The sequence below is a fragment of the Mesorhizobium sp. M0217 genome (genome assembly GCF_040321955.1).
Taxonomy (GTDB): Bacteria; Pseudomonadota; Alphaproteobacteria; order Rhizobiales; family Rhizobiaceae; genus Mesorhizobium.
In genome coordinates this window covers 38,511-56,735 of sequence record NZ_JAMYSN010000008.1, presented here as the reverse complement: position 1 = coordinate 56,735, position 18,225 = coordinate 38,511, and the positions used below count along the sequence as shown (strand labels likewise).

Here is an 18,225-nt window from a genome sequence, read left to right as displayed (position 1 = left end):
CTCGGGGGTGTGGCAATTTATGACCATCGACGCGATACAAGAGGGCGACCCCTCCGAACATTTCTCAATGTTCTCTTCTCAAAGTGCGAAGATAAAATACAGCTACAACAAGATCAGAGAAGTAAAGTCGCACCGGGTCGGAGAGCTTTTTTCAGCATACCGAGACATACTCTGGGATGATGGGCGACATAAATACAATGTCAGCTCCTTCATCGGCGAAATAGACGAGATTCTCCTCGGAGAACGGTTCAGCGCCTTTGACCAGAGCACCCTTGATAATCTTATCGGCACCTTGCGCCAGCGCGGCAACAGCAACGCAACCATCAATCGAAAGATGGCTGCCCTCAGCAAACTGCTGCGCAAGGCTTACAAGATGGGGGATATCCACAGCCTGCCCGAGTTCCGCCGCCAGAAGGAGCGGGCGGGACGGATTCGTTTCCTCGAAAGGGACGAAGAAGCAAGGCTGTTCGCCGCCATCAGGACCCGCAGCGAAGACGCCTACCGTCTCTCGGTCTTTCTCGTCGACAGCGGTTGCCGCCTCGGCGAGGCGCTTGGACTGATCTGGAACGATATCCAGGAACATCGCGTCTCGTTCTGGATCACCAAATCCGGCCGCAGCCGCACCATCCCGATGACCGAGCGGGTCAAAGAGGTGATCAAACTGCCGCCGTCAGAGGGCCGCCGGCCCAAGGGTCCGTTCACCAAACTCAGCCAGGCACAGTTTCGCGCCATCTGGAACGATGCGAAGGCCGAAGTCGGTCTCGGCGCCGACGATCAGGTGGTGCCGCACATCTTGCGTCACACCTGCGCGTCACGTCTGGTCCAGGGCGGCATCGACATCCGCCGCGTTCAGATGTGGCTCGGCCATCAGACGCTTTCGATGACCATGCGCTACGCCCATCTGGCCACCAACGATCTCGACGGCTGCGTCGTCGTGCTGGAAACCCCCCGCGGCGAAGGGCTGTCCGGCGATGGAAAAAACTCCGCCTTCGCATCGCCGCTGACCACGGCCTCAGTGCCAGCGCCTGCCCAAAAGAGCAAAGCGGCAGCGGCGAGGGCACCTAAGGCGCCCCGGAAAAGCTCGAAAGCCAAATAGTTACCCAAGGCTTTCATATACTGCCACGGAACTGCAGGAGTAAAATTTGATCTTGGGGTTTACTTTTTCTGGGCAGAATTTGGTACTCCATCCAGGAAAGCCGCGATAGCGCCCGGCAGATTGCCTGTCTCCAGGAAGGGGGCATGGCCCTGGCCCTCGACGGTGATCGCTTCCATGCCGGAATGACGCTTTTGCATCTCGTCGAGTGTGTCGGCCGACAGGAGTTTCGAGTTGGCGCCGCGAATGGCAAGCAAAGGTATGGCCGCCAGCGCCTCGAACTGTGGCCACAGATCCGGCAACGGCTTGCTGAGGTCGAGGCCCGCCACCGTCTGGACCAACTGCGTGTCGAAATCCGGCAGCAGGAGACCTTCGCCCGTCTCCCGGTAAAGGGCCGACACCATCCGCTCCCAATCCGCTGCCGTCAGCGCGGGAAAATCCGCGCCGTGCGCGACGCGTTGCGCATCGATCGCCTCAGCGCGGCTCTTCGGTTTCGGTGCCGGGTCGAGATAGGTTTGGATATGGGCGAGCCCCGCGGCCTCGATCACCGGTCCGATGTCGTTCAGCACAACGGCTTTCAGCGCGGCTGGCCGCAGCGCGCCGAGCACGTGGATGATCAGCCCGCCGCGCGAGGTGCCGACGAAGGCCGCTTCCTCGACGTTCAGAGCGGCCAGTCCAACGAGGACATCGCCGGCCTCGATGCCGATAGTGTAGTGGCCGATATCAGGGTCGTAAGCGGACTGGCCGCGGCCGCGATAGTCGAAGGCGATGACCTTGCGCGGATTGTCGGTCCGCTGCGACAGATAAAGCGCCAGCTCATGGAAATCGCGCGCGTTGCGGGTCAAGCCGGCCAGGCAAACGACCTGCCAGTCTGCCGAATTGGTCTCGCCATAGACGCGGGCGTGAAGCTTGAGCCCGTCCGGCGCGGTGTAGAAAAAGTCGGAGAAGCCGTCGGTGCTCGACATATTAAAAGGACTCCCTGGCCGGATTGTCTCCGTCTGCTACAGGCGAGGGTGGGAGCGGTCAAATCGAGGGTTGTCGGCAAGCTGACACTCTTGGAAATGTCGGAGGGACAGCGCCCCCTTCTGTCCTGCCGGACATCTCCCCCCACGAGGCCCCACGAGGGGGGAGATTGGCGGTTCAGGTGCTACGCCCTTCCTTCGACGTTGGAGATTGGCGAAATCGGCAATGACAGCTGATCTCCCCACTCGTGGGGGAGATGGCCGGCAGGCCAGAGGGGGGCGCGAAGGATCGCCAACGACTGCCCGTGGCGACAGCTCTGCCGCCTCAACCCCTTCCGTTCACCAAATCCCCAACTATATCGTACTTCCCCGAAATACGCATCTTGTAGACCTCGTAATTCTCCATCACGCGCTGCACGTAACTTCTTGTTTCCGTGTAGGGAATCCGCTCGATCCAGTCGACGACGGCGTCGATGCCCTTGCCGCGCGGGTCGCCGTACTTGGCTACCCATTGGCTGGCGCGGTTAGGGCCGGCATTGTAGCCGGCGAAGGTCAGCACATAGGAGCCGCCGAAGCGGTCGAGCTGCTCGCCAAGGAAGGCAGCCCCCAGCGTCGCATTGTAACCGGCATCGCTGGTCAGCCGATCCTGGGAAAAGCTCAGTCCTGCCTTCTTCGCCAATTGCTTGGCGGTGCCCGGCATCAGCTGCAGCAGGCCGCGCGCGCCGGCGCTGGAGACGGCGCCGACATTGAATTCGCTTTCCTGGCGGGCGATCGCATAGGCCAGCGCCTTGCCCGAGCCGGATATGTCGGCGGTGTCGGGAATGACGCCCAGCGGATGCGACAGCGCGCCGACATCGATGCCGCGCGCGCCGGCGATCTTGCCGATCTTCAGCGCCATGAAATGATTGCCCTGCTTTTCCGCCAGCACCGCAAGCAGCGCCAGCTCGCCGGGGCTGGTCAACTGCCCGGCGAGGTCGCGGTAAAGCGTCTCGGCATAGCGGTCGTAGCCCGCCTCCTGCAGCCGCTTGATGGCGCTGACGGCTTCGCGGCCGTCAAAGCTTTGGCGGTCGGCAGTGCTTGGCTCGGGATAGACGATGTTCAGCGTGCGCAAGCCAACCCGTTCCGCCGCCAACTGCCCGTAGAAAGTGGTGCCATAGGCTGCCGCCTTGGTGAAATAATCCTTCGCATTGCCGGGACCGCCGACTTCCGCCGCGCGGCCAAGCCAGTAATAGGCGCGTGACAGCGACATCGGTCCCTGCGCGAGATCGGCGATGCGGGCAAAATGGGTCGAGGCCGTCGCAGGATCGTTGAGGCCGCGCAACGCATACCAGCCGGCGTGGAATTCGGCCTCGGCGGCGCTGGCGGGGCTTTCGGCGGCATGCGCGGCAACGATCTTGTAGGCGGTCTTCCAGTCGCCCTGGTCGACCAGTGCGCGCGACAGCACGCGGCGCTCGACCCACCAGGCATCGGGATCGACCAGCGCGTCGCGGTTCGTTGGCGCTTTCATCATCACCGCGGCGGCGTCCGCAAACTTCCGCTGCTTGCGCAGATATTCGGCTTGCGCGAAGAAATAGCCGGCCGATTGCTGTGCGGCAGGCACTGCTTTCAACAGCTTGGCCGCGTTCTTGTCGCCACGCGAGGCGGCGGCCCAGGCATCGGCCAGCGGTTGCGCGCCAGCAAGGGCTGCGACCCGCAGCGCCGAATTCTCCCGGTCGGCATAAAACATCCGCTCCATGCGGAAACGATGGTCGGCAGCCGGAATGATGGCGCCGAACTCCTTGACGACGGCCGCCTCGTCACTGGCTTCCAGCTTCTCGGTGCGCCAGAATGGCGACAGCACGGAAAGCGCCGCCTTGGTGTTGCCGAGAGCTCCATAGGAGCGGGCAAGGATGACCACGCCTTGAAAGGTCAGCGGTTGGCTGCCGTCAAAGGCTTTCACCACGGTCTGCGGCGACGGGCTTTCGCGGTAGAGCGCGCGCTCGCTGTTCTTGCGCAAGGCCATGGTGCCCGGCCAGTTCGGCAGCATCTTTGCGGTATCGGCAATCTCGCTGCTCGGCACACGGTCGCCGCCATAGAGCGCGATTGCCCAGGCCAGGATATGGCGGTCCAGCGAATGGGCCGGCAATGTTTCGCGCACGGCTCGCGCCGCGGCGATATCGCCGGTCGCCAATGCGTCGAGACCGCTTTTCAGCACGACGATACTGGGGGAGGGCGCATCGGTCTGCGCTCTGCCTTGCATGTCGGGCATCGGGATCGATGAGGTCGTCTGCTCGTCGACGCTCTCGTTTGCCGCCGTCCCCACTATCAGCAGGGCAACGGCGCCAAGCAATATGAAGCGGAGTGGCCGACCGGCCGGCATGATCCTGATCTTTCCCTGTTGCGGCACTTTAGATGGCAAGCCCAGGTGCCCGAGAGCCTAGACTTAGGTCGTGAAGAGCTCGTAAACAAAGGATTATCGAGGCCGTTCGAATTGCGCTTGCTGGCACCATCGGCATGCTTGCCGCGCAACAGTGTCGAGACTATGGTGCGCGGCTTCGCTTTCGGCTAGAAGGCGCCCGATGCAGTCGCCCAAAAGTGGGAACCGGTTTTGGGACGACGACATGCATAAACAAACAAGTTCCAAGGAGTTGGACGACATGCTGAGAGGCTCGCTTACTGCGCTCGTGACACCGTTCGAAAAGAGCGGGCGTTTCGACGAGAAAGCCTTTCGCGCCTTCGTCGAATGGCAACTTGGCGAGGGCACGACGGGCCTCGTCCCGGTCGGCACCACCGGCGAGTCGCCGACGCTGTCGCATGACGAGCATCGCCATGTCGTCAAGGTCTGCATCGAGGTGGCCAAGGGGCGCGCTCCGGTCGTGGCCGGCGCCGGCTCCAACAACACCGCGGAAGCGGTCGGTCTGGTGCAGTATGCCGAGCAGGCGGGCGCCGACGCCGCTCTGGTGGTCACGCCTTATTACAACAAGCCAACACAGCGCGGCTTGTACGAGCATTTCGCCGCCGTCGCCAGGGCGACCAAGCTGCCGATCATCATCTACAACATCCCGCCGCGCTCGGTGATCGACATGATGCCGGAGACGATGGGCAGGCTGGCGCACGACTTCAAGAACATCGTCGGCGTCAAGGATGCCACCGGCAAGGTCGAGCGCGTGTCCGAACAGCGCGCCACCTGCGGCAAGGAGTTCATCCAGCTTTCAGGTGAGGATGCCTCTGCCCTCGGCTTCAACGCCCATGGCGGTGTCGGCTGCATCTCGGTGACGTCGAATGTCGCGCCGCGGCTGTGCGCCGAATTCCAGGAAGCCACACTGTCCGGTGACAGCGCCAAGGCGCTGGAATTGCAGGACCGTCTGCTGCCGCTGCACAAGGCGATCTTCCTCGAGCCCGGCCTGTGCGGCGTCAAATACGCGCTGTCGAAAATTGGCAAGGTCGAGAACGTGGTGCGCTCGCCGCTGGTGACCATCGAGGCGTCGACCGCCGAGAAGATCGATGCGGCGATGAAACACGCCGGCTTGATAAATTAAGGATGAGGCGCCACCTCTCCGTATCATGAACCAGGTCAGAAAAGCCGATCCCAACAACAAGACCGTTGCGGAAAACCGCAAGGCGCGGTTTTCCTATGAGGTGCTCGACACGGTCGAGGCCGGCCTTGTGCTAACCGGCACCGAGGTCAAGTCGTTGCGCCAGGGTCAGGCCAACATCCAGGACAGCTACGCCTCGGTCGAGGGTGGCGAGATCTGGCTGATCAACTCCTATCTGCCGGAATATCTGCAGGCCAACCGCTTCAACCACGAGCCCAGGCGGCGCCGCAAGCTGCTGCTCAACAAGCGCGAGATGGCAAAACTGGCGCAGAGCATCGACCGCGAAGGCATGACGCTGGTGCCGCTGAAAATCTACTTCAACGACCAGGGCCGTGCCAAGCTGCTGCTCGCCGTCGGCCGCGGCAAGAAACTGCACGACAAGCGCGAGAGCGAAAAGCAGCGCGACTGGTCGCGCGAAAAGGGCCGGCTCATGAAGGAACGCGGCTAGAATCTCAGGCAGCCCCAGAAAAGCCAGACATCGGCTTTCAAGTTTCGAACAGCTGCAACAGCAAAACACGACGGGGGAAGGCTTGAAGAACCGGATCATCCTCTGGGGTGCGGCCAGTCTGGTCTTCGCCGGCATCGTCGCCGCAGGCGGCATCTTCTATTTCCGGACGTTCTCGCCGGATCGTGACAGCTATCCGGTCAGGGGTATCGACGTTTCCCATCATCAGGGTGAGATCGACTGGCGGCGCGTTGCCGCCGACGATGTCGCCTTCGCGGTCATCAAGGCGACCGAGGGCGGCGACCATGTCGACGATGCCTTCGCCAAGAATCTGCGCGAGGCGCGCGCGGCCGGCCTCGCCGTCGGCGCCTATCACTTCTTCACCTTCTGCCGGCCGGGCGCTGACCAGGCGAAAAATTTCATCGCGGTGGTGCCGCACGACCAGCCGCTGCTGCCGCCGGTCGTCGACATCGAATTCGGCGGCAACTGCCCGCAACGCCCCTCGCCGGAGCAGCTGAGCGCGGAACTCCAGGCCTTCCTCGGACCGGTTGAGGCTGCGTTCGGCAAGCCGGCGATCATCTACCTGACCGACGAGGCCGAGGACGCCTATGCCGGGAAAATCGACGTTCGCCCGCTCTGGCGTCGCTCGTTGCTCCTGGAGCCAGGTCGCAACGACTGGATCTACTGGCAGTACCACAATATGGGCCGCGTCGACGGCATCGTCGGCGATGTCGATCTGAATGTGCTGAAGGGCGGGCAGGAGAAGCTGGCTGAGTTGTTGGCCGCGCCTTGACCTGGCGTGCTCGACCGGCGCGAGATTGGAACCAAACATCGCGGCGCTGATCGGTCCTACCCAGCGTTCCGGCCAGTCTGCGCGCTAACGAAGGTCGGTTTCAGACCGAGCGCTTCCGGGACTTTCATGATTGTCGCAATTCCGGGTTCCCGTCGCCGCTCAAGGCTTTGGAGAGCGCCTGTCTCGTCATGCCCGCCTTTCGGCAAGCTTCGTCATCCGCGCCCGGGCAAGCCAAGCGCAAGATCGTGCTGGCGGGGTTCTGAAGGCGTTAATTGCGCAGGAAGGCGGCGATGTCGCTGAATACCTTGACAAACATGGGTTCGGTCAAAACACCGGTGTTGGTGTTGTAGCGCGAGCAGTGATAGCTGGAAAACAGCGTAACGCCGCCGGCCGGCAACTGACCGCCGTGCTTGAACGGATAGGCAGCGACGCGCTGACCCAGCGCCCTGACGGTCGACTGGTGGGCGATCGAGCCCAGCGCCAGCACGGCGCGCAATTTTGGAAAGCGCGCGATCGTCGGCACCAGAAAGCTGCGGCAAGTGGCGATCTCGGCGCCGACCGGCTTGTTCTCCGGCGGCACGCAGCGCACCGCATTGGTGATCGCGGTGCCGATCAGTTCGAGCCCGTCATCCGGCCGCGCCTTGAACTCGCCGCGGGCAAGACCGTGAGCGATCATCGTTGAGTAGAGCAGGTCGCCGGCATAGTCGCCGGTGAACGGTCGCCCGGTGCGGTTGGCGCCGCGCAGGCCGGGCGCCAGCCCGACGATCAGCAGCTCGACGGCGTCCTCGCCATCAGGCGGCAGGAAAGTCGGCACCGGCGCATTGAACCACGACGGCTCGCGCTGCCGCCAGTCTGCGATGAAATCATGCAGGCGCGGGCAGAGCGGGCAGTCGCGGTCGGGTTCGGGAGCGGCGTCCAAGGCCGCCGCCGTCAATAGTCTTCCTCTTCGACTTCGGCCGGCTCGGGCCTGCGCACCGGCCGTTCGGAGGGATCGCGGCCGACCTCGTTCTTCAGCGAGGTCAAATCGATGAAATGGTCGGCCTGGCGGCGCAGATCGTCCGAGATCATCGGTGGTTGCGAGGCCATGGTGGAGACGATCGAGACCTTGCGGCCGCGCCGCTGCAGCGCTTCGACCAGTGTGCGGAAGTCGCCGTCGCCGGAGAAGATGACATAGTGGTCGACAACATCGGCAAGTTCGAGCGCATCGACGGTCAGTTCGATGTCCATATTGCCCTTGATCTTGCGGCGGCCGGTCGAGTCGGTGAACTCCTTGGCCGGCTTGGTCACCACCTTGAAGCCATTATAGTCGAGCCAGTCGATCAGGGGACGGATCGAAGAGTATTCCTGATCCTCGACCAGAGCGGTGTAGTAATAGGCCCGCAGCAGATAGCCGCGCTTCTGGAAGCTGGATAGCAGTTTGCGGTAGTCTATGTCGAAGCCGAGTGCGCGCGACGTGGCGTAAAGATTGGCGCCGTCTATGAAAAGAGCGATTTTTTCACGGGGGTCGAACATGGCAATATTCCTTTTTCGAAATAGGTGGCGGACTAATCGAAATGGGTCGTTTATATCGCTCGGCTCGTAAATAAACCGGCTGACCTTTCGTCAACCGAGATAGCGCCAGTTTTACGGCAATCCAAGGGTGCCGGGCGCACTGCAAGCAATTGTGATCGGAGCCGTGTCGTCGCCCGGTAGGCGGGCTTCGCCGGCAAGGCATTCAGCGGCGCCAGAAGCTGGCATTCGCCAGCCCATGGGGCCACAGAGCCATAATGCTTGTATTTTGGCGGCGTTCGGGTTATGGACCGCGCCTGTTTTCCATCAAATCCAGGCATGAAAGGGGCAATCAATGGCCCGCGTAACCGTTGAAGACTGCATCGACAAGGTCGACAACCGCTTCGAGCTCGTGCTGCTTGCCGGCCATCGCGCCCGCCAGATCAGCCAGGGCGCGCCGATCACCGTGCCGCGCGACAACGACAAGAACCCGGTCGTGGCGCTGCGCGAGATCGCCGACGAGACGCTGTCGCCCGACGACCTCAAGGAAGATCTGATCCACTCGCTGCAGAAGCATGTCGAGGTTGACGAGCCCGAGGCCGACGGCGAGGCGATCGCCGACCAGACCGGCAACGCAGTTGCAGCTACCGACGCCGACGACGCGGAAGAAAACGTCACCTTCGATCGCATGACCGAGGAAGACCTTTTGGCCGGCATCGAGGGCCTGGTTCCCCCGGAAAAGAGCGACGACTACTAATCGCTGCCCTGGACCTGCCGGGAATATGATTCCGGCACTTCCGTCCCGTGTGTTTCGTGGTTATCTATGAGATGCGCCGTACATCAGTGCGGCGCATCAATCATTTCAGCACCGTGAGAACCCGCCCATGATGCGTCAGTATGAGCTTGTCGAGCGCGTTGCGCGCTACAAGCCTGACGTCAATGAGGCGTTGCTCAACAAGGCCTATGTCTACGCCATGCAGAAGCATGGCCACCAGAAGCGCGCTTCCGGCGATCCCTATTTCTCGCATCCGCTCGAAGTCGCCGCCATCCTCACCGAAATGCACATGGATGAGGCGACGATCGCTGTCGCCTTGCTGCACGACACGATCGAGGACACCACCGCGACGCGGGCCGAGATCGACGATCTGTTCGGCCCCGAAATGGGCAAGCTGGTCGAAGGCCTGACCAAGCTGAAGAAGCTCGATCTCGTCTCCAAGAAGGCCGAGCAGGCGGAAAACCTGCGCAAGCTGTTGCTGGCCATCTCGGAGGATGTCCGCGTTCTGCTGGTCAAGCTCGCCGACCGTTTGCACAACATGCGCACCCTCGACCACATGCCCGAGGCCAAGCGCCTGCGCATCGCCGAGGAGACGATGGACATCTACGCGCCGCTGGCCGGGCGCATGGGCATGCAAGGCATGCGTGAGGAGCTGGAAGAGATCGCCTTCCGCTTCATCAATCCGGAAGCCTACCGCGCCGTCACCGCGCGGCTTGCCGAGATATTCGAGCGCAACAAGGGTGTGCTGACCGACATCGAAAAGGCGCTGTCGGCGCTGTTCGAGAAGCATGCCATCAATGCCGGGGTGAAGAGCCGGCAGAAGAAGCCGTGGTCGGTGTTCCGCAAGATGGAGGCCAAGGCGCTGTCCTTCGAGCAGCTCTCGGACATCTTCGGCTTCCGCGTCGTCGTCGACAGCGTCGAAGACTGTTACCGCGCGCTCGGCGCCATCCACACCACATGGTCGATGGTGCCTGGCCGCTTCAAGGACTACATTTCTACGCCCAAGCAGAACGACTACCGTTCGATCCACACCACCATTGTCGGCCCGTCGCGCCAGCGCGTCGAACTGCAGATCCGCACCCGCGAGATGAACAAGATCGCCGAATATGGCGTCGCCGCCCATTCGATCTACAAGGACACCGGCGGCAAGACGAACGGCGCCGCCCATGCGATCTCGAAGGAGACCAACGCCTATGCCTGGCTGCGGCGCACCATCGAGCAACTGGCAGAAGGCGACAACCCGGAAGACTTCCTCGAAAATACCAAGCTGGAGCTGTTCCAGGACCAGGTATTCTGCTTCACGCCGAAAGGCATGCTGATTGCGCTGCCGCGCGGCGCCACGCCCATCGACTTCGCCTATGCCGTGCACACCGATGTCGGCGACACCTGCGTCGGTGCCAAGGTCAACGGCCGCATCATGCCGCTAATGACGGAACTGAAGAACGGCGACGAGGTCGAGATCATCCGCTCCAAGGCGCAAGTGCCGCCGGCGGCGTGGGAGTCGGTGGTGGTCACCGGCAAGGCGCGTTCAGCCATCCGCCGCGCCACCAAGAACGCCATTCGCAAGCAATATTCAGGTCTTGGTGCCCGCATTCTCGAGCGCGCCTTCGAACGCGCCGGCAAGACCTTCACCAAGGAAAGCCTGAAGCCGGTGCTGCACCGGCTGGCGCGCAAGGACATCGAGGATGTGCTGGCCTCGGTCGGGCGCGGCGAACTTGCCTCGACCGACGTCATGAAGGCCGTCTTCCCAGACTACAAGGACGAGCGCGTCACCGTCAGCGCCCCCAAGCAGCGCGAGGAGGGCTGGTCGAAGATCCGCAACGCCGCCGGCATGCTGTTCCAGATGCCCGGCACACGAGCCGCGCGCAAGGACAAGGACCAGCCGCGCGATGGCGCGGTGCCGATCCGCGGCGTGCGCGGCGACCTGCCGGTGCGTTTCGCGCCGGAAGGGGCCGTGCCTGGCGACCGCATCGTCGGCATTGTCCAGCCGGGCACCGGCATCACCATCTATCCCATCCAGTCGCCGGCGCTGCAGGCCTTCGACGACCAGCCGGAGCGCTGGATCGACGTGCGCTGGGACATTGACGAGCAGACCAAGGAGCGCTTTCCGGCGCGCGTCTCGGTCACCGCCATCAACGCGCCGGGCTCGCTCGCCGACATCGCCCAGGTCGTTGCCTCCAACGACGCCAACATTCATACGCTGTCGATGGTGCGCACCGCGCCCGACTTCACCGAAATGCTGATCGATCTCGAAGTCTGGGATCTGAAGCACCTCAACCGGCTGCTGTCGCAGCTCAAGGATAATTCGAGCGTCAGCGATGCGCGGCGTGTGAATGGGTGAATAGTGAATAGTGAATAGTGAATAGTGAATAGTGAAAGAAGGCGCTCTCACTACCATTCACCATTCACCATTTCACCATTCACCATGGACATGGGGCGAGTTATGAATACCGACGAGGTGCTGGGCATTTTCCGCGAGGCGGGCGCTGTTCTGGAGGGGCATTTCATCCTGACGTCCGGCCTGCGCAGCCCGGTCTTCTTGCAGAAGGCGCGCGTCTTCATGCATGCCGACAAGACCGAGCGGCTTTGCAAGGCGCTGGCCGAGAAGATTCAAAAGGCGGTGCCGGGCAAGATCGACTACGTCGTCGGCCCGGCGATCGGCGGCCTGATCCCGGCCTATGAGACGTCGCGCCATCTCGGTGTGCCTGCAATCTGGGTGGAGCGCGAAGGCGGCGAGTTCAGGCTGCGCCGCTTTGAGATCGCTGCCGGCTCGCGCGTCGTCATCGTCGAGGACATCGTCACCACTGGTCTTTCGATCCGCGAAACCATCGACTGCCTGCGCGCGATTGGCGCCGAGGTCGTGGCGGCGGCCTGCATCATCGACCGCTCGGCCGGCAAGACCAATGTCGGCGTGCCGCTGATCGCGCTTGCCGAATACGAGGTCCCGGCCTATCCCGCCGACCGCCTGCCGCCGGAACTTGCCGCCATTCCCGCCGTTAAGCCAGGAAGCCGCAACATCTAGGGGACATCACAATGATCGCCGGCATCGATCATTTCGTGCTGACGGTCCGCTCGGTGGAGGACAGCTGCGCCTTCTACCAGCGGGTGCTTGGCCTGAAGCGCCTCGACGAGCCGGAGCGGCCGACGGCGTTGCTGTTCGGATCGCAGAAGATCAATCTGCATCAGGCAACGCACACTTTTGAACCGAAAGCCAAGACGCCGATGCCTGGCTCCGGCGATTTCTGCCTGGTCGCCGCAAGGCCGCTTGCCGAGATTTGCGCCAGTCTCGAAGCCAATGGCGTTGCCATCGAAGTCGGCCCGGTCGAGCGCACCGGCGCCCGCGGCACGATGATGTCGGTCTATTTCCGCGACCCGGACAGCAATTTGGTCGAAGTCAGCGAATATCGGGAATAGTCTATCCGCCTCGGCGTCGTCTTCCCGGGCAGGCCTGATCGTCGTCATGAAAGTCTCGCTTGGATGTTGTGTTGTCCTCAGTTTCGCCCCAATGGCGCTCTTGTTACCCGCCTGCGGCAGACCATCGCGGCGGCGTTTCATTGTTCCGCCGCAAGGCAGTCGCTATATCAAAGTCGTTGTTGCCTTTCTGCGCCCTCGAAGCGCAAGATGGAGCGACCGCGCCCGGCCAGGGATGGTTGCAATTTGGGCGTGACGAACCGGGAACTGGAACAGAGTGCTTTTTCGACGCCGAAAGCCTGATGGCATTCTGGAGCGGGTGCGTACCTATCTGTGGCCGCGCCGCTCGTTTTCGCGCTCGTTGCAATATTTCTCCAAGCGCATCCTGCGGCTGAAGGCGACACCGCATGCGGTCGCGGCCGGCGTCGCGGCCGGCGTTTTCGCCTCCTTCTTTCCGCTCGGCTTCCATTTCGCCGTCGCCGCCGTGCTCTGCTGGGTGGTCGCCGGCAATCTGGTGGCCGCCGCCCTCGGCGCGGTATTCTTCGGCAATCCGCTGACTTTCCCGCTGCTGTGGGGAGCGTCCTGGGAAGTCGGCAAGCTGATCCTGCATGAGCGCCTGCCCAAGAACGGACCGCCTGCGCATCTTGGTGAGATGATGCACACGCTGTCGTTTGCAAAGCTGTGGCACCCGGTGCTCGAGCCGATGCTGATCGGCGCTGTGCCGCTCGGCCTGATCTTCGGGCTGATCTTCTACGGCATTACCCGCTGGGGGATGACAGCCTTTCGCGAGCAGCGCAGGAAGCGCATGGCAGAGCGGGCGCATAAGGCCGGGCACCGCGGACGGGAAGTTCCGGCGGAATGATCATCGGCATCGGCAGCGACCTGATCGACATCAGACGCATCGAAAAGTCGCTGGAACGGCATGGTCAGCGCTTCATCCAGCGCATCTACACCGAGGTCGAACAGGTCCGCTCCGAAGGCCGCAAGGGCCGCGCCGCCTCCTATGCCAAGCGCTTCGCCGCCAAGGAGGCCTGCGCCAAGGCGCTTGGCACCGGCCTGGCGCAGGGCGTGTTCTGGCGCGACATGGGGGTCGCCAACCTGCCCAGCGGCGCGCCGACCATGGCGCTGACCGGGGGAGCGGCGGCACGGCTGGCCAAAATCCTGCCACAGGGGCACAGAGCGGCGATCCACCTCACAATCACCGATGATTTCCCGCTTGCTCAAGCCTTTGTGATCATCGAGGCGTTGCCCGCCGAACAAGCGCCACATTGATTGCATCAGACGACCGCTATCTAACGCCGACTTGACGTTGCCCAGCGCGCGCCGAGACTCTATACCATCCAACGCACAATCGAGGACGACATGAGCGTGGCTGAAAAATCCGAGAAGAAATCCGGCGGGCTTGGCGAAATCGTCAGCGTCATCATCCAGGCTTTGCTGCTGGCCATGGTCATCCGCACGTTGCTGTTCCAGCCCTTCTCGATCCCGTCCGGCTCTATGCGGCCGACCTTGCTCGAAGGCGACTATCTGTTCGTCACCAAATGGTCCTACGGCTTCTCGCGTTATTCGCTGCCATTCGGCCCCGACATCTTTTCCGGCCGCATCTGGGGTTCCGATCCGAAGCGCGGCGACGTGGTGGTCTTCAAGTTCCCGCCGGATCCGTCGCTCGACTACATCAAGCGCGTCGTCGGCCTGCCGGGGGACAAGATCCAGATGAAGGACGGCCAATTGTTCATCAACGGCCAGGGCGTGCCTCGTGTGAAAACCGGCCAGATCCAAAATCCTGATATCACGGAAGTGCCTGAGCCGGTCGACGTCTATCGCGAGACCCTGCCCAACGGCGTCAGCTACGACACGCTCGACCTGACACCGAATTCGATCACCGACAACACCCGCGAGTTCGTCGTGCCCCCCGGCAACTATTTCATGATGGGCGACAACCGCGACAATTCCTCCGACAGCCGCCTCAGCGTCGGCTACGTGCCGGCGGAGAACCTTGTCGGCCGCGCTAACATCGTCTTCTTCTCGATCGCCGGGAAGGCGAGCCCGCTCGAGATCTGGAAATGGCCGTCGCTGGTGCGCCTGTCGCGCCTGTTCCATTTCGTGAATTGATGGCTTTGAAGCGCCCGACGGGTGAAACTCTGGCCGATTTGGTGACAGCCAAAACCGGCCATTCCTTCCGGGATGTCCGTTTGCTTGAGACCGCGCTGACCCATTCCAGTGCGGTCAAGGCAAGCAGCAACAACCAGCGCCTCGAATTCCTTGGCGACCGCGTGCTCGGCCTGATCGTTGCCGACCTGCTTTTCGAAAAGTTTCCTGAAGCGCCGGAAGGTGAAATCGCCCCGCGCTTCAATGCCCTGGTCGATGCGCGGACATGCTCCGAGATCGGCATTGAAATGCAGCTCGAAGATCTGGTTCGGGCCGACGCTGCCTTGAAGGCGCGCTCGCGCGGCTCGGGCGGAAACTATCTGGCGGATGCGGTCGAGGCGCTGATCGCGGCGGTCTATATCGACGGCGGCCTCGATGCCGCAAGGCAATTCGTCCTGCGTTACTGGGAGCCGCGCTCGCAAAAGGTGGTGGCCAAGCCGCCCAATCCGAAATCCGACCTGCAGGAATGGATCGCCAAGACCAGCGATGTCAGGCCCGAATACGCGATCGAGAAACGCGAGGGACCTGAACATCAACCGGTTTTCACGGTGTCCGTGAAGGTCGGCGGTTTTGCGCCGGCAAGCGGCACGGGCGGCTCTCGCCGCGCAGCCGAAGAAGCGGCGGCATCGGCGTTTCTTATGCGCGAGGGCATCTGGGCCAACCAAGGGAGTGCGGCGTGACCGGCAGCGAAGATCTCCCTCCGGCAGCGGAGGCCACGCATTCCGGCTTCGTTGCCCTGATTGGGGCGCCCAATGCCGGCAAGTCGACGCTGGTCAACCAACTGGTCGGCGCCAAGGTGTCGATCGTCACCCACAAGGTGCAGACCACCCGCGCCATCGTGCGCGGCATCGCCACGCATGACAACGCGCAGATCGTCTTTGTCGATACGCCCGGCATCTTCAAGCCGAAGCGCCGGCTCGACACCGCGATGGTGACCACCGCCTGGGGTGGCGCCAAGGACGCCGATATCGTGCTTCTGCTGATCGATGCCGAGCGCGGCATCAGGGGTGACGCCGACGCCATCCTCGAGCGGCTGAAGGACGTCCGCCAGCCGATGGTGCTGATCCTCAACAAGGTCGACCGGGTCAAGCACGAGGCGCTGCTGGCCCTGGCTGCGGCAGCAAACGAAAAGGTGCCGTTCAAGCGCACCTTCATGGTCTCGGCGCTGACCGGCTCCGGCTGCAAGGATTTGCTCGACTATCTCGCGCAAGCGCTGCCGGTCGGCCCCTGGTACTATCCGGAAGACCAGATCTCGGACCTGCCGATGCGCCAACTGGCCGCCGAGATCACCCGCGAGAAGCTGTATCTGCGGCTGCATCAGGAGTTGCCCTATTCCTCGCATATCGAGACCGAGAAATGGGAAGAGAAACCGGACGGCTCGGTGCGCATCGACCAGACCATCTATGTCGAGCGCGACAGCCAGAAGAAGATCGTGCTCGGCCACAAGGGCGAGACCATCCGCGCCATCGGCCAGTCGGCGCGCATGGAAATAGCCGGCATTCTCGAGCAGAAAGTGCACCTGTTCTTGTTCGTCAAAGTGCGTGAAAACTGGGGCGACGACCCCGAACGCTACCGTGAGATGGGGCTTGAGTTTCCCCATTGAGCTTCATCGTCTAGAAATGCCGCTCCGGCAGTTTGAGACGATGACATGCCTGATCCAAAACCGACCATCGATACCGATCTCGTGCGCCGGCTGGTCAACGCGCAGTTTCCGCAATGGCGGCATCTGCCGGTGAGCCCGGTGACGTTTGGCGGTTGGGACAACCGAACCTTCCACCTCGGCAATGATATGACTCTGCGGCTGCCGAGTGCCGCACCATATGCCTTGCAGGTCGAAAAAGAGCACCGCTGGCTGCCCAGGCTGGCGCCGCTTCTGCCGCTGCCGATCCCGGTTCCACTGGCGATGGGCGAGCCTGGGGAGGACTACCCCTGGCAATGGTCCGTCTACCGCTGGATCGACGGCGAAACAGCCAAGACCGCCGAAATCGCCGATCGCCCACAGTTCGCGGTCGATCTGGCCAAGTTCCTCATTGCGCTCCGGCGGATCGATCCGGCGGGCGGGCCGCCCGCGGGCCAGCACAATTTCTTCCGCGGCGGATCGCCGAGCGTGTATGACAACCAGACAAGGGAAGCACTCCAGGCGCTGGAGGGGCAGATCGACACCCAGGCGGCCACCGCTGTCTGGGATGCGGCCCTTGCCGCCACCTGGCAAGGGTCGCCCGTCTGGTTTCACGGCGACGTCGCCTGGGGCAACCTTCTGGTCCAAAACGGCCGTTTGAGCGCCGTCATCGACTTCGGCACCTCCGGGATCGGCGATCCCTCTTGCGACCTGGCGATCGCCTGGACGTTCTTCCAGGGCGAGAGCCGGGAGGCGTTCCGTGCCGCCATCGACGTCGATGAAGCGACCTGGGCGCGCGGCCGCGGCTGGACGCTGTGGAAGGCGCTGATCACCGTTGCCGGACACGACGCCAACCAGGCCGAAGCCGAGCGATCGCGCCGCGTCATCGACGACGTCCTGGCCGATCACCGGAAATTCGCGTGATCGGAGCCTTTCGACGATGTGCGGAGATCCAATGTCAGCACAGATCGCACGCGGTGCGCCAAAATCTTGATTTCGCCATGCAACCGGTGACAAGCTCCTGCCATGGAATGGCGCGACGAGGGAATCATACTCGGCACCCGCAAGCATGGCGAAACCAGCGCCATTCTCGAGGTAATGACGCGTGCGCATGGCCGCCATCTCGGCCTGGTGCGCGGCGGGCGCTCGCGCAAGCAGCAGCCGGTGCTGCAGCCCGGCAACCGCGTCGACCTTTTGTGGCGGGCACGCCTCGACGAGCATCTCGGCACCTTCCAGGCCGAGGCGATCGAGATGAATGCCGCCCGGTTGATGGACAGCGCAGTCGCCGTCTACGGCCTGCAGACCATGGCCGCGCATCTCAGGCTCCTGCCGGAGCGCGACGCCCATGGCGGCCTGTATGAGACGCTTGCCGTGATGATCGCCCATCTGGACGATTCGGATGCCGCCGGGGAACTGGTGGCGCGCTTCGAACTGCTCATCCTCGACGAACTCGGCTTCGGCCTCGATCTCAGCCAGTGCGCGGCGACCGGCGCCAGGCAGGATCTGGCCTATGTCTCGCCGAAATCCGGCCGTGCGGTGTCGCGAGCCGCCGGTGCGCCGTGGCGCGACAAGATGCTGGCGCTGCCGGCCTTCCTGCAGCGCGGCTCCGGCTTGCGGGCGGACCACGCGGCACTCGAGGACGCCTTCCATCTGACCGGTTTCTTTTTCACCCGCCATGTCTACGAGCCGCGCGGCATTGAACAGCCCGATGCCCGTGCCGGCTTCCTCGCCGCCTTGCGCAAGCATCATTCGGGCGGCAATGCCGCCACTACGGCAGACGCTGCGCCAGAAAGGGGAGGGAGACTCGGTGGGTGCTGACCTCCGCAACCGTCCAGGTTCACAGCAAAAGCTGCATGCGGCAGCATTCCCTCCTCCTTGTGGGGAGGGTTAGGGTGGGGGTACTCGTAGGGCAAGAGC

The 18,225-nt window shown here is 63.0% G+C and carries 19 protein-coding genes; 15 read left to right on the top strand and 4 right to left on the bottom strand.

Annotated elements, in window-relative coordinates:
• The first annotated feature begins 19 nt into the window (after positions 1-19).
• Entirely contained in the window at positions 20-1,096 is a 1,077-nt protein-coding gene (locus NKJ18_RS15380) for a tyrosine-type recombinase/integrase (protein ID WP_352758609.1), read from the top strand.
• Between the two features lie 59 nt (positions 1,097-1,155).
• Here NKJ18_RS15380 and NKJ18_RS15375 read toward each other — a convergent pair whose 3' ends face one another.
• Together NKJ18_RS15375 and NKJ18_RS15370 are read right to left on the bottom strand one after the other, a co-directional pair.
• Positions 1,156-2,058: an alpha/beta fold hydrolase gene (locus NKJ18_RS15375; RefSeq protein ID WP_352758606.1), complete on the bottom strand. Its 903-nt coding sequence runs from the start codon at positions 2,056-2,058 to the stop codon at positions 1,156-1,158.
• Positions 2,059-2,380: 322 nt separating this feature from the next.
• Positions 2,381-4,414 (bottom strand): lytic transglycosylase domain-containing protein, encoded by a 2,034-nt coding sequence (locus tag NKJ18_RS15370; RefSeq protein ID WP_352758603.1) that lies wholly within the window; start codon positions 4,412-4,414, stop codon positions 2,381-2,383.
• 277 nt (positions 4,415-4,691) lie between these two features.
• Here NKJ18_RS15370 and dapA point away from each other — a divergent pair, with 277 nt between their 5' ends.
• From dapA to NKJ18_RS15355, 3 genes are all read left to right on the top strand, one after another.
• On the top strand, positions 4,692-5,573 hold the full coding sequence (gene dapA / locus NKJ18_RS15365; protein WP_031355741.1) for a 4-hydroxy-tetrahydrodipicolinate synthase: 882 nt from the start codon (positions 4,692-4,694) through the stop codon (positions 5,571-5,573).
• 25 nt (positions 5,574-5,598) lie between these two features.
• Positions 5,599-6,078 carry an SsrA-binding protein SmpB gene (gene smpB, locus NKJ18_RS15360; RefSeq protein WP_023687280.1) on the top strand — a complete coding sequence of 160 codons (480 nt, stop codon included), beginning with the start codon at positions 5,599-5,601 and terminating at the stop codon, positions 6,076-6,078.
• 82 nt (positions 6,079-6,160) lie between these two features.
• Positions 6,161-6,868, top strand: coding sequence for a glycoside hydrolase family 25 protein (locus NKJ18_RS15355; protein ID WP_352758601.1), 708 nt, complete (start codon positions 6,161-6,163; stop codon positions 6,866-6,868).
• A 268-nt stretch (positions 6,869-7,136) separates the two neighbouring features.
• Here the strand turns inward: NKJ18_RS15355 and NKJ18_RS15350 are convergent, their stop codons facing one another.
• The gene (locus NKJ18_RS15350) at positions 7,137-7,802 is read right to left on the bottom strand and encodes a uracil-DNA glycosylase (RefSeq protein WP_023822745.1); all 666 of its coding nucleotides are present in this window, start codon (positions 7,800-7,802) and stop codon (positions 7,137-7,139) included.
• Positions 7,799-8,380 (bottom strand): LabA-like NYN domain-containing protein, encoded by a 582-nt coding sequence (locus NKJ18_RS15345; RefSeq protein ID WP_023670234.1) that lies wholly within the window; start codon positions 8,378-8,380, stop codon positions 7,799-7,801. The genes NKJ18_RS15350 and NKJ18_RS15345 overlap by 4 nt, the downstream gene beginning before the upstream one ends.
• A 331-nt stretch (positions 8,381-8,711) precedes the next feature.
• On the opposite strand from NKJ18_RS15345, the gene rpoZ reads away from it, so the two are divergent.
• From rpoZ to recO, 11 genes are all read left to right on the top strand, one after another.
• The gene (gene rpoZ, locus NKJ18_RS15340) at positions 8,712-9,113 is read left to right on the top strand and encodes a DNA-directed RNA polymerase subunit omega (RefSeq protein ID WP_023670235.1); all 402 of its coding nucleotides are present in this window, start codon (positions 8,712-8,714) and stop codon (positions 9,111-9,113) included.
• Between the two features lie 127 nt (positions 9,114-9,240).
• Positions 9,241-11,472, top strand: a complete 2,232-nt coding sequence (locus NKJ18_RS15335) for a RelA/SpoT family protein (protein ID WP_023670236.1) — start codon at positions 9,241-9,243, stop codon at positions 11,470-11,472.
• Between the two features lie 102 nt (positions 11,473-11,574).
• Positions 11,575-12,153 (top strand): orotate phosphoribosyltransferase, encoded by a 579-nt coding sequence (pyrE, locus tag NKJ18_RS15330; protein ID WP_023754778.1) that lies wholly within the window; start codon positions 11,575-11,577, stop codon positions 12,151-12,153.
• An 11-nt stretch (positions 12,154-12,164) separates the two neighbouring features.
• Entirely contained in the window at positions 12,165-12,545 is a 381-nt protein-coding gene (locus NKJ18_RS15325) for a VOC family protein (RefSeq protein WP_023835278.1), read from the top strand.
• A 274-nt stretch (positions 12,546-12,819) separates the two neighbouring features.
• Positions 12,820-13,404: a DUF2062 domain-containing protein gene (locus NKJ18_RS15320; protein WP_023670239.1), complete on the top strand. Its 585-nt coding sequence runs from the start codon at positions 12,820-12,822 to the stop codon at positions 13,402-13,404.
• Complete coding sequence (gene acpS / locus NKJ18_RS15315; protein WP_023670240.1) at positions 13,401-13,814, top strand: holo-ACP synthase; 414 nt, start codon at positions 13,401-13,403, stop codon at positions 13,812-13,814. Before NKJ18_RS15320 ends, acpS begins: the two co-directional genes overlap by 4 nt.
• A 90-nt stretch (positions 13,815-13,904) precedes the next feature.
• Positions 13,905-14,654 carry a signal peptidase I gene (gene lepB, locus NKJ18_RS15310; RefSeq protein WP_023670241.1) on the top strand — a complete coding sequence of 250 codons (750 nt, stop codon included), beginning with the start codon at positions 13,905-13,907 and terminating at the stop codon, positions 14,652-14,654.
• Complete coding sequence (rnc, locus tag NKJ18_RS15305) at positions 14,654-15,370, top strand: ribonuclease III (RefSeq protein ID WP_023692856.1); 717 nt, start codon at positions 14,654-14,656, stop codon at positions 15,368-15,370. The genes lepB and rnc overlap by 1 nt, the downstream gene beginning before the upstream one ends.
• Positions 15,367-16,293 (top strand): GTPase Era, encoded by a 927-nt coding sequence (gene era / locus NKJ18_RS15300; protein WP_023670243.1) that lies wholly within the window; start codon positions 15,367-15,369, stop codon positions 16,291-16,293. The genes rnc and era overlap by 4 nt, the downstream gene beginning before the upstream one ends.
• 45 nt (positions 16,294-16,338) lie before the next feature.
• Complete coding sequence (locus NKJ18_RS15295; protein WP_023742629.1) at positions 16,339-17,232, top strand: aminoglycoside phosphotransferase family protein; 894 nt, start codon at positions 16,339-16,341, stop codon at positions 17,230-17,232.
• Positions 17,233-17,334: 102 nt separating this feature from the next.
• Positions 17,335-18,126 (top strand): DNA repair protein RecO, encoded by a 792-nt coding sequence (recO, locus tag NKJ18_RS15290; RefSeq protein ID WP_023692858.1) that lies wholly within the window; start codon positions 17,335-17,337, stop codon positions 18,124-18,126.
• The last annotated feature ends 99 nt before the right edge of the window (positions 18,127-18,225 follow it).